Origin of the sequence: Dyadobacter endophyticus (genome assembly GCF_014641595.1) — a bacterium.
In the GTDB taxonomy this organism is placed as follows: Bacteria; Bacteroidota; Bacteroidia; order Cytophagales; family Spirosomataceae; genus Dyadobacter; species Dyadobacter endophyticus.
In genome coordinates this window covers 1,800,791-1,815,801 of sequence record NZ_BMIA01000002.1, presented here as the reverse complement: position 1 = coordinate 1,815,801, position 15,011 = coordinate 1,800,791, and the positions used below count along the sequence as shown (strand labels likewise).

General features: G+C 45.1%; 15 protein-coding genes. 8 read left to right on the top strand and 7 right to left on the bottom strand.

The window, feature by feature from the left end:
* Positions 1-629 precede the first annotated feature (629 nt).
* Both IEY24_RS32805 and IEY24_RS19685 read left to right on the top strand, forming a co-directional pair.
* On the top strand, positions 630-776 hold the full coding sequence (locus IEY24_RS32805; RefSeq protein ID WP_229222686.1) for a putative antibiotic biosynthesis monooxygenase: 147 nt from the start codon (positions 630-632) through the stop codon (positions 774-776).
* Positions 748-1,164: a putative antibiotic biosynthesis monooxygenase gene (locus IEY24_RS19685; protein ID WP_229222684.1), complete on the top strand. Its 417-nt coding sequence runs from the start codon at positions 748-750 to the stop codon at positions 1,162-1,164. The genes IEY24_RS32805 and IEY24_RS19685 overlap by 29 nt, the downstream gene beginning before the upstream one ends.
* 306 nt (positions 1,165-1,470) lie before the next feature.
* Here IEY24_RS19685 and IEY24_RS19680 read toward each other — a convergent pair whose 3' ends face one another.
* The 4 genes from IEY24_RS19680 to IEY24_RS19665 form a co-directional block, all read right to left on the bottom strand.
* Entirely contained in the window at positions 1,471-1,890 is a 420-nt protein-coding gene (locus IEY24_RS19680) for a lipocalin family protein (RefSeq protein ID WP_188935133.1), read from the bottom strand.
* A 144-nt stretch (positions 1,891-2,034) separates the two neighbouring features.
* A complete protein-coding gene (locus tag IEY24_RS33125; RefSeq protein WP_188935271.1) occupies positions 2,035-2,325 on the bottom strand; it encodes a DUF3427 domain-containing protein in 291 nt (96 codons plus the stop codon).
* A 2-nt stretch (positions 2,326-2,327) separates the two neighbouring features.
* A complete protein-coding gene (locus tag IEY24_RS19670) occupies positions 2,328-3,917 on the bottom strand; it encodes a Fic family protein (RefSeq protein WP_188935131.1) in 1,590 nt (529 codons plus the stop codon).
* A gap of 218 nt (positions 3,918-4,135) precedes the next feature.
* Positions 4,136-4,438, bottom strand: a complete 303-nt coding sequence (locus tag IEY24_RS19665) for a helix-turn-helix domain-containing protein (RefSeq protein ID WP_188935129.1) — start codon at positions 4,436-4,438, stop codon at positions 4,136-4,138.
* A 382-nt stretch (positions 4,439-4,820) separates the two neighbouring features.
* On the opposite strand from IEY24_RS19665, the gene IEY24_RS19660 reads away from it, so the two are divergent.
* Together IEY24_RS19660 and IEY24_RS19655 are read left to right on the top strand one after the other, a co-directional pair.
* A complete protein-coding gene (locus tag IEY24_RS19660) occupies positions 4,821-5,327 on the top strand; it encodes a type IV toxin-antitoxin system AbiEi family antitoxin domain-containing protein (protein WP_229222682.1) in 507 nt (168 codons plus the stop codon).
* 99 nt (positions 5,328-5,426) lie between these two features.
* Complete coding sequence (locus IEY24_RS19655) at positions 5,427-6,041, top strand: hypothetical protein (RefSeq protein WP_188935127.1); 615 nt, start codon at positions 5,427-5,429, stop codon at positions 6,039-6,041.
* Between the two features lie 510 nt (positions 6,042-6,551).
* On the opposite strand, the gene IEY24_RS19650 is transcribed toward IEY24_RS19655, so the two are convergent.
* The gene (locus tag IEY24_RS19650; RefSeq protein ID WP_229222680.1) at positions 6,552-6,950 is read right to left on the bottom strand and encodes a DoxX family protein; all 399 of its coding nucleotides are present in this window, start codon (positions 6,948-6,950) and stop codon (positions 6,552-6,554) included.
* A gap of 691 nt (positions 6,951-7,641) precedes the next feature.
* Here IEY24_RS19650 and IEY24_RS19645 point away from each other — a divergent pair.
* Positions 7,642-10,809 (top strand): SusC/RagA family TonB-linked outer membrane protein, encoded by a 3,168-nt coding sequence (locus tag IEY24_RS19645; protein ID WP_229222678.1) that lies wholly within the window; start codon positions 7,642-7,644, stop codon positions 10,807-10,809.
* A gap of 37 nt (positions 10,810-10,846) precedes the next feature.
* Entirely contained in the window at positions 10,847-12,376 is a 1,530-nt protein-coding gene (locus IEY24_RS19640; RefSeq protein WP_188935125.1) for a RagB/SusD family nutrient uptake outer membrane protein, read from the top strand.
* A gap of 40 nt (positions 12,377-12,416) precedes the next feature.
* Here the strand turns inward: IEY24_RS19640 and IEY24_RS19635 are convergent, their stop codons facing one another.
* The gene (locus tag IEY24_RS19635; protein ID WP_188935123.1) at positions 12,417-13,283 is read right to left on the bottom strand and encodes a LysR family transcriptional regulator; all 867 of its coding nucleotides are present in this window, start codon (positions 13,281-13,283) and stop codon (positions 12,417-12,419) included.
* A gap of 122 nt (positions 13,284-13,405) precedes the next feature.
* On the opposite strand from IEY24_RS19635, the gene IEY24_RS19630 reads away from it, so the two are divergent.
* On the top strand, positions 13,406-13,813 hold the full coding sequence (locus IEY24_RS19630) for an EthD family reductase (protein WP_188935121.1): 408 nt from the start codon (positions 13,406-13,408) through the stop codon (positions 13,811-13,813).
* A 14-nt stretch (positions 13,814-13,827) separates the two neighbouring features.
* On the opposite strand, the gene IEY24_RS19625 is transcribed toward IEY24_RS19630, so the two are convergent.
* Positions 13,828-14,253 (bottom strand): helix-turn-helix domain-containing protein, encoded by a 426-nt coding sequence (locus IEY24_RS19625; RefSeq protein WP_188935119.1) that lies wholly within the window; start codon positions 14,251-14,253, stop codon positions 13,828-13,830.
* Positions 14,254-14,396: 143 nt separating this feature from the next.
* Between IEY24_RS19625 and IEY24_RS19620 the strand changes: the two genes are divergently transcribed.
* Positions 14,397-15,005 carry a gluconate 2-dehydrogenase subunit 3 family protein gene (locus IEY24_RS19620; RefSeq protein WP_188935117.1) on the top strand — a complete coding sequence of 203 codons (609 nt, stop codon included), beginning with the start codon at positions 14,397-14,399 and terminating at the stop codon, positions 15,003-15,005.
* Positions 15,006-15,011: the final 6 nt, after the last annotated feature.

Sequence of the window (15,011 nt, the reverse complement as noted above, 5' to 3'; positions counted from 1 at the left end):
ACTGATCCATAATGCGTTATGTTTTTGCCAAAAGTAATCAGGCGGCCGCTGCTAAAAAATATGCACTTGATAGGCCGGATACGTTGACGAGGACACTTATAAAAAACTAATCTCCCAGCTTCAGAACGCCCAGCTTCGTGCACTCCGGTTCAGCAACGTCAAAGGCGCCGATTCGCCCATTACTACCCTGATTATCTACTACAACGGCAGGCGTAAGTACCTGAGAAGCATCGCCCCGCACCGCGTTGCCCGCGACCTTCTCAACTTCATTAGCTGGCAGCTGATCAACTATCCTAACTTGAAGTCCGCCAGCGAGACGCAAGAGCTGGAATGGCCATGAGCAACAGTTTCAGCAACTTAAGAAGTTCTTGTTTCGTGGTTTTGGTTCGAAGGAAAACCGACTCAGCTTAGGCAGTTACAAATTGACCTGATGATAAGTCTCTTGATTCTTTGTTGTCTCCTGTCAAGGATGGCGAGTACACGCCGCATGAGTTGAAGAAGCTAAGGCGTAAGAAACAGAAAGGGCTTTCGATGGGATTTTGATGTTCACTTGTTTTTGGGATCGGTGACTAGAAAACCCGCATTTCGTATATTTACGCTTATTCCTACCAAAATGTGATAACACTTTTATGCCCATTCACGTAGCTATTACCCGTAAAGCACTTCCTGGGAAAGAAGAAGAGTTCAAAGAAGCGTTGCGACATTTTTTGGGAGATTCTTTTCTGCACGGCGGCGTTCATGGCGGCAATGATGACTGCTTTACCGGGCAGCGATAGCCGAGAAATAGGAATACTAAGGACTTTCGCCAACGAGGCTGAGCGTGATGCCTTTTATAATTCAAAGCTTTTCAAAGACTGGGAAGCCTATGCATCGACATTGACCGAAGATCCAGTCTATCGGGAGCTTTCCGGACTGGAAGCATGGTTTCGCTCACCCGTTCCTCCCCCTAGGTGGAAAATGGCAGTGGCAACACTGTGCGGTGTATATCCGACCAGCCTGTTCCTGACTTATGTTCTTGGGCCGTTCATTCAAGGGTTTCATCCTGCATTAAGGACTTTGATTGTGGCCGGATGTATGGTTGGGTTGCTTACCTGGGTCGTGATGCCGCAGGTTACGAAGGGGCTGAAACCTTGGCTTTCCGGAAGATTGAAAAGTAGCAAGTAAAAATAATAGCCCCGTTTGCACCACAGCGCAACGAAAGCTACAAAGCAAAAAGTGACGACTGCAAATCCGTCGGCTATTTACCGCGGCTAGGCGCCGCTCCTTAAACCGCCTCATGGATTTGGAGCCAAGGGGTGAACCCCGTCACTTTCTTGCTTTGAGCGAGATGGGCAATTGCGTTGAGGTGAAAATAAGTTGAGTTAAAAAAAAGAGTTTCATGTTAATTCGGGATCAAGAAACTAGGATCCTAAAATGCTAACTGATCCAACGGACAATCAAAATGAGCTGCTTTCTTCATGTCTTATCTCATCATTTTCTTGTGTCAATGAATTGATAACTTTCGGTATTCATTTCAATATTGATCTGTTTTGATATAAACTTTATACGATTATTATCCAGTACCTCATATTTGTAAATATCTGTTTCACCCGAATTATCATGAAATTCATAAAATTTGCCATTTTTTACCCACCAGTTTCCCTTCTCAGTAAATTCATCAGATTCGCCCTTAATGATTGTCTTAAAATTAAGTAAGAAGGTGCCATCATCATTTCTTGTCATTTTCCATATTTTTTGAGCTCCTTCAATTTGCTGGTCTTGTTCCGATCCCGCCCAAACTCCTACAAGTCTATCATCTATTTTCTTCCCAGAAGATATCTTCGTCAAGCCATTAGAGCAAGAAGTTAACGCAAATAATAGTAAGGTAAATTTTAAATAATCTGTTTTCATTTTACAATTGTTTTCATTTTTAATTTATTGTATTCTTTCGATTTTGAGTCCGCACTTTTAACTACCCAACCGCCATCTTCGCCATTTCCCTCCAAATATAATGCGGAGCTGACTCGCGCAATGCCCAATTGACACTCATCGGCTTCACTCCATAATGCTCGATATAATCCGCCAGGCCCAGGAAGACATAGGCAATTGTATTATTGAATTCATCATTGTTTTTCTCGCGCACACAAATAGAAGGATCGATTCCCCAGTTTGCTTTTGCTTTATATATGACAGCCCCTTGCCAGTTTTAGGTCGGGCCGTGTTCTGAGACTGCCAGTGAAATATTTTTTCACTAACTGCGTAATCGTTATACAATGTGGTCGGAGAGTAATTTGCTTCTGTCTTTTCCAGCGTTATGAGCAGCAGCTCCGCATTCTTTGCTTCCAGGTTTACGACCCCCTCCCGGTTGCTAGATTTCCGGTACCGGGTAGTGTCGCAACAGCTCTACCCCGCATTCCCTCGTTGACCAGACGGCCCAGAAAAGCAGCAAAAGGTTCAATGTCCTGTTCCACACTGGCTTTTTCCAATGACTCCATATATTCGTCGCGACTTTCCACAGGTATTACCGTCCATGGATATCCCCCCGAAGCCAGCATTGCATTCATCAGAAAGCGCCCCATACGTCCATTGCCATCCATATAAGGGTGAATGAACACAAATATGAAATGTCCCAATACCGCCCTTACCGATGCTTCGGACTCTTCTTGCAGAAGCTCGAACAATATGGGCATAGCGTCTCTCATGGCATCAACGTTGAGCGGAACGTGTTTGGAATTGCCGATATAAACCTGATGGTTCCTATATCCGGCAAGATCTGCGGCCTTCAGGATACCCGCTGTTACACTTGGATCAAACATTTGCCTGTACCATTTCGAGTGGTCTTTATCTGCGAGCGTTCCTGCATTTTCACCTCGAAGTATGGCTTTGATACTTTCAGTTACAGACTGAAAAGCCTGGTAGTATCCTCTGGCAGCCATTGCATCGCGTTGTTTACGATCTTCTTCATTTTCGTTAGCATCCCACTCTCCCGAACTTACTTTGGCAATCAGTTCGGGCGTTACCCGGTAACGTTCAATGGAAAGCGAATGATAGGCATCCGTAATGTAGATATCGTCTATGGTTTTCAGAAACGCGTCGTGGTCATCAGGAATTCCGGGCGAAGCCGGAAAGTTTGCGATTACAGGCTGACGCATCTGCATCCACATCAGACGTATACGATTAGCGTATGGTGAGCGTTCACGAGCGGACAATGTCAGATCTAATTTGCTGTCAAATGGATCTGCTTCGCGGATGTCATAATCCGCCTGCTTAAAAGTATCAACAATCTGGTCCGCTATTCTATCTCTGCCGATATTCCTGAAAGCCCCTGCCAGTCGTCCTGCTAACGTGGTGTGCCCGTTTTCCAAAAGTATAGGCAGCAATTCTGAGGCATCCCTTACCAACGAGAGCGCTGTACGTGCATCAGTAGCGTTACGCGTATAGATAGTTGCAGAGCTATATATTAATGCCGCTTGCAGCGTATACATGCGTATTCCGGTTGCAGCTATCGCAAGCTGATCCACCTGTGGCAGTTCGCCCCGCATGTTGAATAGCGAGGTTTTGTGCGCCAGCGGCGTAGGGTTGTTATTCCCCTGCGGAGATCGCACAAGCAACTGCTGTGGAACTGCCTGGTTGCCTGCATGAAGCAATAGTGACTGCTCGGCAGAAAGAGACCAGTTATTACCATACCTGCGTTCGAGAAATACCGCAACAAAATCCCAATAGGAGCTATACCAGGCTGTGGTTTCGCCATCCTTTTCCTCTGGATTAGTAGCGATGTACCAACCTTTTGTTACTTCCCTAATAAATCCATTTTTGGACAGTATCTCCCGGTGCTTTCGGCTTGGTATATCATCTGTATGAATGCCGACAATCCCTTTTTGCTGCAAATCGTGCAAAAACTGAAGGGCCTCTACAAATCTTTCGCGTGGTGTTGCCATATCAATCTATCAAATCAAGCGGATGTTAATCTATTGAATCTTGATGTATCAAATCTATTAAACCGCGTTGTTGTAAATATATTAAATATGGTTGTGATATTTCTATTAAATCCTGTTGTGATAGATTTATTGGGTCGTGACAAGCACAAGTAACGCTTTTAGCGATAGATTGCCACCTGTCATGCGATCAAGCGTCAGAAGATACTTACCATTGAAGTCTATTCGCTCGGTTTACCAAGCAACTTCAAATCCTGCAACTTTCTTCCAAGCTCGTCATCCGCGGCCAGTTTAAGGAAATCTTCGTGCAGATTTAGAACCCTCAAAACATTAAAATACGCCCCTATCGATACGCTAGGGTTGCCTTTTTCGATGTGATAAAGTGTGGTGCGGTCGATTCCTGCATGCTCAGATACTTGAATAGTGGTGAGTTTCCGCCGCTTGCGGGCTAACTTGATGTTTTCGCCCAATTGTTCCAGAATTTTCTGAAATCTGGGGAGCACAACTTGTTTTTTAGTCTGCATAATGTTGATTATTACAAACAAAAATATAAATAATGTTGAAAATAATCAACATTATTTATGACTCGCGAGTAGTCGCGCAATCCCGGAGGATAATTTCGGGTGGCTGGCAAGCGGTTAAAATTTCACTAAGCACTATATTGCTTTTAACATTTAAGTCTTCCACCATGAACCTTTGGACTGAGTCGAAATCCCTTGACGAGATCATAAGATTGCTAGTGAGCTAAAAGACCTATAATATAACGTCTGTCATGAATCTCCTTCAAAGCATCAGAAGCCACTCTAATCAACCGCTTACCCGGCAGCTGCTGGCATCGCTTCTCAAAGATCACAAGGAGCCCAATCATAAAATCAATGAGCTGCTTCTGCCGGGCTTCTTGAAATTGTGAGGGATGGCCTCTATATACCTACTAAAAAGCTGTCGCCATTCCGCCCGGAGCCATTCCTGCTCGCAAACCACCTATTCGGCCCGAGCTATGTCTCAATTGACAGCGCCCTATCCTTTTACGGGTTAATTCCTGAGCGAGTATATGAAGTGGCCTCAGCGACTACAAAACACGCCGAGCGGTTAACCACCTCGATAGGTGCATTTATCTTCGCGCGGCTGCCATTGCCCTATTACAGCTTCGGGATTCGAAACCTTAAACTTGGAGATGAGCAATATATTCTTATTGCTTCGCCGGAGAAAGCGCTATTTGATAAAGTAGTGACTACAATAGGCGTAAAGCTAAATAGCTCGAAGTCCGCTACTGAATATCTCATCGAAAATTTAAGAATTGACGAAGATGACTTACAAGAGCTCGATACAAAAGTCATGGAGACATGGCTGGGTGATGCTCCCAAGTCGAAAACCCTATCTATTATCATAAAGTCGATCAAAGGTCTCAAGTAGACAGAGCTGTAAAGAGAAATCGGGAAGTAAATTTTCTTATATATAATTAAATTATATATATTCGCTTTTGATTTTCATTTACCTCCGCTACACTAAGCTATGAGCTGCCAATTAATGACCAAACTTGCGAGTATTATCCTCCTTCTACCGGCGATGATATCATTATTGTTCAACTGTTCAAATCAGCAAACAACCGATCAATGGGACGACGCCATCATCGATGCCCATCTCTCAAAAGACTCGGTTTACAAGCAACTTGACAAGGAAAACGAGATATTTTCAGCACTAGAAAATCGAGATCCGCTCGCAAGGAGGACAAGCAATGTTTCGTACTTCTCTGGCAAACGAATTGACCTCAGTGACAACCAACATGCAAAGTACAATAATTGCAGAGCCTATTTCTGGAACACCGATACTTTATCGATTAACATCGGAATCGGCAACGGTTTCGGTGGACATGGCTTTATAATCAACTACAAAGACAAAACATTCTACACGGAAGCATACTTTGCAACAGACAACATTATTCCGTGGGAGGTAAAGCCGACACACAAGATCGTATACCAAAAACTGGCATTGGATAAACCCAAGTATGTTGTTGGAGATAGTCTTTTTGGAAAAATAGAATTCAAATCCATCGAAACGGATAATGAAGGCGAGAGGACTGAGCATTTTGGGAAAGGGCACTTTCGAACAAAAGTGTCCAAATTCTAGTACAGGCTGATAGCTTTTAAAGGCTGGAAAACTTTGTAACTTCGCCTAGCAACATCGCAGTTACCACCACCAAAAACAACAGACATTTCCCAAACTTTGAACACCCAAAACAACCCGAAAACTCACCGAAAATCCTTCCTCAAACCACTCAATTTTCGCCAAAAAATTATACATAACAAATATACTGTTGTACTATATGTATAAAAAATAGTGAATCTTTCGTGTAGTTCACTCACTTTGAGAAAAAGACTCACTGGAAACGTCATAACAAATTGATAGACAAGATGTTCACGCCGTAAACATCTTGATTGGCAAGCGTGGTAATTCGATATTTAACCACTTTTAAACGCTTGTGTTATGTTGGAGAGAACATTCGGCCTGCTTTTCTATTTAAAGCCTGCCAAAAATCAGAAGGGAACAATCGCTACGTGGCAACAGCTAAGGCGATTGGCGCTTTTTTATTCGATTGCCTCTGAATGGACAGGCACCGTATTACGGATATGACAAGGATCATCCCTTGCCGCTGTATTTATTTAACCCGGCAGGAAACATGATCGTCAGCAATACGAATATGAGCAGGAAATTGAACTCAACACCATTGCGCCCGCCGCCGACTACAAACCAGCCTTCTTTGAAATGTACCATTATTATACCCGCAAGCAGGATTAATATGGTAACACTGCTTACCCACCTGACATATTTTTGGAACAGCAGGCAAATTGCGCACAATACATGAGATAGTTTTATGGCCCAGGCGATGGGCACACCGACCGGTGCGAATCCAACCTGATTCAGATAAAGGTTTCCAAAATCGTTGATGCCGTGATCAAACATTCCGGGTACGCTATGCGCCAGCAGGATCACTATGACCGCAAACCGTAGTAAGAATGTGCTGTTGATGAAATGCATGAGCTAGCTTGGTTATAAAGCGATTTTTTTGAGGGTCAATTTATGTAAATCTGCCTGGAAGTGCTCCAATAACTTACGAGTGACGGAGTGTAAGTTACAGTATCCCTCGCATCGACAAAACCAAAAAGGCGATTTATGAGACGAGTAGACGCGTATATACACCATCGGAATAAAATTTATGGCCAGGATATGCATTGTTTATCGGGGGAGTGCTGGCAGTTGTGAGCCGTTGGGCTGGCTGTACGGGAAGTTTTCTTGGCTACAAACCCTTCTGACGAGTGGGCAAGATCTGACAGATGGAAAAATCGGGCTTCGCGAAAAAGTTTAACTTGACGCAAATATAGTACTATAAGATATCAACCAAAAATCAACATATTGGATTAATCCGGTGTTTATTTGCCTTATAATTATTAGTAAAGGTGCTTGGGGTAGTGTTGAAATTAAGGTGTAAGTGGACTTTTGTTATTATTTGGCTTGATAACCAAATAGTTGATAAATCCGATTTCGTACTTGTATGGGTGATCTTGGCATATGATATTATGTTGTCTGTTTTTCTTAATTCAACGTCCCAAATCATTTGAAGGGTTAGGAAGAGTTTTGATGGCAAGCTTTAAGGCAGAAATTACGTCTTTTCCCGATTGCTAAATAATTGTATTGGTCGAATGTCTATTAAATAAACTTTTTGTGCCCTATGAATCAACTCTACAATCCCGGCGGATGGACGAATCAAAGTTGTTTGCCGGCCTGGAAACAGGCTGGCCGAGCTTACGTCAATTCCATGAAAGCAGCTCTTTCAAAACACGCGATACGCAACTTCGCAAAAGTGTTCGCAGCGGTTTTGATCATTTCTTCGCAGGTAGCATTTGCTCAAACCCGGCAGGTTTCAGGAACGGTATTTGACAATGGCGGTGCACCATTACCTGGTGCAAGTGTCCAGTTGAAAGGCACCACCACCGGCACGATCACCGATGCAGACGGCAAGTATACTGTGCCGGCCAAGGATGACGTCATTTTGGTTTTCAGCTATATCGGCTACATCAAACAGGAAGTGCCGGTAGGTACCCAAACAACCGTTAATGTAAACCTGAAATCGGAAGAATCGTCGCTTTCCGAAGTGGTTGTCGTAGGTTATGGAACCAGAACCAAAGCTAATCTTTCGGGTTCTGTGACCACCGTAACAGGCAAGGAGTTGACAGAACGACCTGTTCCTAACGTGCAGAATCTTCTACAAGGCCGGGTGTCCGGTCTCGATGTGATCCAATCTACCGGTGAACCCGGGCGTGACGATGCGGCCTATCAGCTGAGAGGGTTTGGTTCGTTCGGGGCATCCAATGCGCCGTTGATCCTGGTTGACGGAATTATCGGGACGATCAAGAATCTTTCGCCACAAGACATCGAGAGTGTGACAGTTTTGAAGGACGCTGCCTCGGCATCCATTTACGGTGCCCGCGCAGCAAACGGGGTGATTCTGATCACGACAAAAAAGGGACGGGCGGGTTCTGCTGAAATCGAATACACCGGAAGCTTCGGGCTCAGCCAGGCGACCAGGAGGCCAGAGCTGATCACAAATTCAGTGCAGTATATGGAAATGTACAATTCTGCCAGGGCCAGAAGCGGTCAGGCGCCCATCTACACGCAGGAGCAGATCGACCTGTACAGGAACAATCCCAACAGCAGCCAATATCCTAATTTCAACTGGCTGGATTATGTACTTGGCAAAGGCCCCATCCAGAACCATCACCTCGGTTTCAGCGGGGGAAATGAAAAGACGTTGTACAACATTTCATTCAATTATCTCGATCAGGAAAGTATCACAAAAGGGTACCTGTACAACCGGTACAATGGTCTGATCGACTTGTCTTCGCAGGTACACAAAAAGGTGCGTGTGGGTACGAACCTGAACCTTTCCTACCAAAACGCCAAGGCACCCTGGCTGGTCAACGACGATTTGCTCCTGCTAGCCTACGCCTCTGCGCCGACTTTTGCACCTTTTTTGCCTGATGGGAGCGGAAGAGTAACCAACAGGGATTTTGCTGGAAACGGGGCAGGCAACAGGAGTGTCGAAGAAGTGTATGCAACGGGGGGGCAGTTTACAAAGACCTACAATGTCAATGCGCAGGCTTTTGTGGAGGTCGAGATTTTGAAAGGCCTGAAATGGCTGAATAAAGCAGGGATGACATTTTATAACGACCAGCTTAAAAACCGTCAGTTCGGCTCGCCTTCCTTTGCCTACCAGCCCGATGCTTCGGGCAAATACGTTCAGGTGGCTAATGGCAACCCGACGTTTTTTGGACTTCAGCAGCGGGAAGACAGAAGTATCACGAAGACTTTTTTCAGCACGCTGAACTATGCCAAACAATTTGGGGTGAATCATACGCTCGGGCTGCTGGCTGGCTTTGAACAGCAGGAAAACCTCTCGGAGCGGCTGTCCGGTAACAGATTTGACTTTCCAAACACAACCATTATGGTACTGGACGGCAGCGGAGCAAATAATCAGTCGACCGGAGGTACCGCATCCGAATGGGCACTCCGATCCTTCTTCGGGCGGGTAAACTACGATTTCAAGGGCAAATATTTTGTTGAAGGGAACATTCGCCGGGATGGTACTTCAAGGGTTAGTTCGCGGTGGGGTACGTTTGGTGGCGGCTCGGCGGCATGGCGGATTTCCGAGGAAGGTTTTATTAAAAACACTTTGTCGTGGGTCGATAATGTAAAGCTTCGGGCTTCGTATGGTGTGTTGGGGAATCAGGAAATCAACGTAGGGGTGGCCGACCGGCTGAACCTTTCCGGAAACTATCCCTATCAGGACATTCTGAGTCTGACATCCTATCCCTTCACGAACCTGAGCTCCGGAGCACAGTTGACGCGCCTGGTAACTTCGGATTTGAAATGGGAGAAAACATCCATGCTGGACTTCGGACTCGATGTCGATATTTTCAGGGGACTATTCGGCGCTACGATTGATTGGTATAAAAGAAATACAACGGATATCCTTTCAACCCGTGCCGATTTGCCGAGCAGCGTCGGGTTGTCGGCGCCCATTGTCAATGCCGGCGGAATGCAAAATACGGGAATCGAAGTGGAATTGAGGCATCGGAAAAACTTAGGGGACTTCAACTACGGCGTAAGCGTGCTGTATCACAAGTATAACAATAAGGTTACCAAACTGCTTGCTCCTACATTGGGCACGATCGAAATCGGACAGCCTTACAACAACTTTTTCGTTTACGACTGGATCGGCGTTTTCCAAAGTCAGGCAGAGATAGACAATTCGCCCAAACAACCCTCATCAGGCACGCTCAAACCGGGCGATCTCAAGATCAGGGACGTAGATGGTAACGGCACCGTCGGGCCCGAAGACCGGATCCGGATCAGCCGCTTTCCTAAATACAATTATTCATTTAGCGTGAATGCGGGCTGGAAAGGCTTCAACCTGACAGCGTTTTTTCAAGGTGTCCAGGGAATCAATACGCAGGTGAACGGCTGGGGCTACGAGCCTTTTCAGCAAGGATCTGCACCTCCTACGAGGTTCCTGAATGCGTGGTCACCTACCAATCCCAGCAACACGGTCCCTGCCACCTATCTTACAGGTTACGCCGGTGTATCAGGATACACGTCGACTTACTTTATTCAGGATGCTTCCTATCTGCGTTTGAAGAACTTGTACCTGTCTTATGCATTCAATGAGAAGATTCTAAGTAAAATAAAGTCTAAAGGGCTAACAGTTTACCTCTCGGGGGACAACATGATTACCTGGACAAACTATGAAGGAAACGATCCTGAACGTGCGGGTTCGGGCAGATTTGCTCAGTTTCCCCAACTTAAAATATTCACTGCCGGCTTAAGTATTAAGTTCTGACGGAATCGGTTTGTGTAAAACACTAAATATTAAGAAAATGAACCTCAGATATAAATTTATTTCTACCGCGTTGTTGTCAGCTTTGTTGCTTGGAGGGACAAGCTCTTGTGACGACAGCTTTTTAGACAGAAATCCAATGCACGCCATTTCAGGCCCAACATTCTGGAAAACGCCCGCGGATGTAGATATGGCTCTGGTTGGCGTTTACCGTAGATTGCAGAGCAGTCTTTTCGGTCACCGAAGGACTCAGCTGGACGGTTATTCGGACAATGCATATGACCGGCATAACCAGATCGGTTTTCAAAACCTGACGATAGGGATTACCAATCCTTCCAATGTACCCTCGATCCTGTATAACGATCCTTATGCAGGCATTGCGGCGTGTAACTATTTTCTTGAAAATGTCGGAAGCGTAACCGCATTACCTCAGGCAACAGCGGATGTTTACACAGCCGAAGTCCGTTTTCTCCGGGCCTTGTTTTATTTTGAGCTGGTGCAGTTTTTCGGAGATGTAGTTCTTTACAAAACAGCACCAAAAACAGCAGAAGATGCCAAGGTCGCCAAAAGTCCCAAGACCGAAGTTCTTGCATTTGTGGTGGAAGACCTTGACTATGCCATCTCAAAACTGCCGGCAACTGCATATGCCGGACATGCCGTGAAGGCGAGTGCGCAAATGCTCAAAGCGCGGGTTGCATTGTATCAGCAAAACTGGGCAGAAGCCGCGGCTTTGACAGGCGACATCATTAGCTCCAATACATTCTCCATCTATCAGGGCGGCTACGCAAATTTGTTTTTACAAGCGACGCAGCAAGGCAATCCGGAAATCATTTTCTCTACCAAATACCTGGCGCCAAACAATCCGCAGGGAGGCGAAGGCGTGCTGGTTGAAATCGGCTGGTACGGAGGTAATCAGCCTTACAAAAACCTCGTAGATGAGTACGAAACGACCAGTGGAAAAATGATCACGGACGCCACATCAGGTTATGATCCTTCGAATCCATATGAAAAACGGGACCCGAGGTTAAAAATGACCATCCTGGTGCCGGGGGACAAATATGTAAATCCAGACGGCTCTACTTTTGTAACAACTGATCCGGTTCTGACAGGTTTTACCATGAAGAAGTACATGGATACATCCAAACTACCATGGGACAGGTCCAAAACCCCGCTTACGGATATGAACATCGTCCATATGCGATATGCTGAGGTATTGCTCGCTTATGCCGAAGCAAAGAACGAGGCTTCCGGGCCTGATGCAACCGTATACGACGCAATCAATAAAGTACGGACACGGACCGGCGTTAACCTGCCGCCTGTGGATCAGGCGAAGTACAATTCAAAAAGCCTTTTAAGGGATTTTATTCGTCACGAAAGGCGAATTGAACTAGCAATGGAAGGACATCGCTATTTTGACCTTAAACGCTGGGGAATTATGGCAGAAAAACTGGCGATGGTTAAAAACCCCGCCGGTGTGACATTATCTTTTGGAGAGAAGAACAACGTGCTCCCATTTCCACAATCGGAAGTCGACAGGAACAAAAGTTTGATTCAAAACCAGGGTTATTAACGAAGTAAAGCATTGAGCCGCATGCCGGCTCAATGCTTTTTCAAATCTTTGCCAGCATCTCATAGAATTTTGTCACGGCTTTCTTTTCATAAGCTTCCCTGAGGGAAATAATCATAATGGTTCGCCGCATGTGTTTTCCATCGATAGGGATTCCCACCACATCGGGGTCGTTTACGCTGGTCTCGCTTAGTATCGTGTGCCAATGACCCGTTTTTACAATTTCGAATAGCGTAGGAATGTCATTTATTTCCATGCAAACATTCGGGACCAAGTTTTTTTGGCCAAATGACTCCTCAAAAAACTGAATACTATTGCTGCCGCTGAAAGGCAGGGCCAATGGCAGCCCGGCCACTTCGTTGAGTGATATATTGGTCTTTTGTGCCAACGAAGAATTTTTGGCAGTTACCAGCACCATATTCGCTTTTAAAAGCGTCTGATATTTGAGATGCGGTTCCCGGAGTTCTTCGTGGAAGGTCAAAATGAAGTCGAAATGATGCAAATTGAGCCTTTCGAGAAGATCTTTTGTGGTGCCAAATACAACCTGAATTTTGATGTTAGGATACTGGCTTGCAAATTCTATCAATATTTTGGCAAATAGAATTCGCATCGAGTAAATTACACCAATAGCAATTTTGCCTGTATTTAAATTTTTTAAATCGCGCAAAAGCAGCAGCCCCTCATTGGCTCTGTTTATACTCTGCAAAGCATATTCGCTGAACAGCTCGCCAGCTTCGGTGAGTTTAATTCTCTTCCCAATGCGGTTGAACAAGGGAACACTCAATTCCTCTTCCAACTGCTTGATTTGCTGTGATAACGTACTCTGGCTGATGTTCAAAGCCATTGCAGCTTCTGTAAAATTCAATAACTCTTTGGCTTTCAGAAAGTATTTGAGCTGTCGTAATTCCATTTCGCTAAATCGGTTTTTTCGATTGATTTCATCGAAAAATAACGTTTTGCGAATATAGACAATATTTCAATATTTGCTCAATTAACTCAAAATGAACAATTTATTAGCTAAATGAAGTGATTATGAAATTAAATCTAATGCTGTCGTTTTTCTTTCTAACGACTTGCTGCGCCGTGTTCGCTCAGGAAAAACAGGACGTCGCTGCTGTGGATAAAGGCGTAACAAAAGTGTCCGTCATGTACCCTTATGCCGAAGGTAAAACCTTTAATATGGAGTACTATGAAAGCAAGCACATGCCTATGGTAGCAAAGTTTTTAGGATCAAACCTGATTAAATACACCATCGAGAAAGGGGTTGCCAGTGGAATTCCAAATCAGCCGCTGCCTTTTATGGCGATCGGCACATTCTATGTAAAGAGCCTGAGCGACTATCAGGCGGCCATCGCACCGAATAGAGATGCCATTCGCGCCGATTTTCAAAATTACACCAATGTAAGTCCTGTTATTTTGGTGAGTGAGGTGGTGAAATAAAGCTGCATCGCCATTTAGCGGCTGGTTATCAACCTTTCCAGCCGCTCCATCATCTCATCTTTCTCCTTTAACATACGTTCGTACAAAGCAATCTTTTCCTCATGAAGCTGGACAATCTTCTCAATTGGATGGACTGTGGAGTTATAGAAAACCGAAGCTGGCTGAGCACAATTGTCAAAAGTATTATTTGATATTATGTTGATTGCCTGTTCTTCATCAAAATTCCGGATAGCCTCAGCCGGAATTTTGAGTATCGCCGATACTTGTTCCAATATGTCGGAATCAATCCTTTCTCTCTGTTCTAATAGGGAGATTTTTTGTTGGTTCCAGTCGCTACCGAGCTCGAAAGCGAGGAAATCTTGCTTGATTCCAAGCATCTCGCGGAAACGTTTAAGGTTGCGGCCTTCGTGGATCTTCGGGTTGGAGGTAGTATGTGGCATACAATGCGCTTTTCGTTGAAAAGGCAATTTATATAAATCCGCCGACTTTGGGTAAAGGTCAATAGAATGAGGCTTTTTAGCTCGTCCTGTTGACCTTTATTTGTATATGCTTAATCGTCTCGCCATATCAGCCCAGTGAATCCATGAACAGAAGAACTGCTATTACACATGTTGCGGCCATGCTTGGAGGAGCTTTGTCTGCCCCGACGTTGCTGGCTATGAACCGTTGGGAAAGCCGCGTGCCGTCAGAAAGTTTTCCGGCGGAGTTCGGCTTGACCGACAACCAGAAACTGATCGTAGGGGAAGTCGCTGAAATGATCATTCCAAAGACGACAACCCCCGGCGCGAAGGATGTGGGCGTTCCGGCGTTCATCGTGATGATGTTACAGGATTGTTATAAAACGCCGGAGCACAAGAGTTTTGTAGCCGGGCTGAATAATTTGGAAACGAAGCAATTTCTGAACTTGAATGCGGAGCAAAAAACGGCCGTGTTGACGCAGGTCGAAATTGATTCCGCCGAAGAAATGAAGGTATATCAGGTGCAGCAGACAAAAATGGGTGATAACGAAGACCGTGAACAAATGGCGGCCCAGGCAAAGGGATTGCCGTTCTGGCGCCTGATAAAGGAGCTGACAATGCTGGGGTATTTTACGTCCGAAGAAGGAATAAAATCGTCCTTCGAATACGTACCCATTCCGGGAAAGCTGGAAATGATCAAAATGAAGCCTAATCAGAAATCTTTCGCCTACTAGTCGTCC

What these genes read in the sequence shown, in the direction of transcription:
- IEY24_RS19680 (WP_188935133.1), bottom strand. Translation starts at nt 1,890, where the DNA reads ATGAAAACAGATTATTTAAAATTTACCTTACTATTATTTGCGTTAACT.
- IEY24_RS19625 (WP_188935119.1), bottom strand. Translation starts at nt 14,253, where the DNA reads ATGCCACATACTACCTCCAACCCGAAGATCCACGAAGGCCGCAACCTT.
- IEY24_RS19630 (WP_188935121.1), top strand. Translation starts at nt 13,406, where the DNA reads ATGAAATTAAATCTAATGCTGTCGTTTTTCTTTCTAACGACTTGCTGC.
- IEY24_RS19645 (WP_229222678.1), top strand. Translation starts at nt 7,642, where the DNA reads ATGAATCAACTCTACAATCCCGGCGGATGGACGAATCAAAGTTGTTTG.
- IEY24_RS19635 (WP_188935123.1), bottom strand. Translation starts at nt 13,283, where the DNA reads ATGGAATTACGACAGCTCAAATACTTTCTGAAAGCCAAAGAGTTATTG.
- IEY24_RS19650 (WP_229222680.1), bottom strand. Translation starts at nt 6,950, where the DNA reads ATGCATTTCATCAACAGCACATTCTTACTACGGTTTGCGGTCATAGTG.
- IEY24_RS19640 (WP_188935125.1), top strand. Translation starts at nt 10,847, where the DNA reads ATGAACCTCAGATATAAATTTATTTCTACCGCGTTGTTGTCAGCTTTG.
- IEY24_RS19670 (WP_188935131.1), bottom strand. Translation starts at nt 3,917, where the DNA reads ATGGCAACACCACGCGAAAGATTTGTAGAGGCCCTTCAGTTTTTGCAC.
- IEY24_RS32805 (WP_229222686.1), top strand. Translation starts at nt 630, where the DNA reads ATGCCCATTCACGTAGCTATTACCCGTAAAGCACTTCCTGGGAAAGAA.
- IEY24_RS19665 (WP_188935129.1), bottom strand. Translation starts at nt 4,438, where the DNA reads ATGCAGACTAAAAAACAAGTTGTGCTCCCCAGATTTCAGAAAATTCTG.
- IEY24_RS19685 (WP_229222684.1), top strand. Translation starts at nt 748, where the DNA reads ATGATGACTGCTTTACCGGGCAGCGATAGCCGAGAAATAGGAATACTA.
- IEY24_RS19620 (WP_188935117.1), top strand. Translation starts at nt 14,397, where the DNA reads ATGAACAGAAGAACTGCTATTACACATGTTGCGGCCATGCTTGGAGGA.
- IEY24_RS19655 (WP_188935127.1), top strand. Translation starts at nt 5,427, where the DNA reads ATGAGCTGCCAATTAATGACCAAACTTGCGAGTATTATCCTCCTTCTA.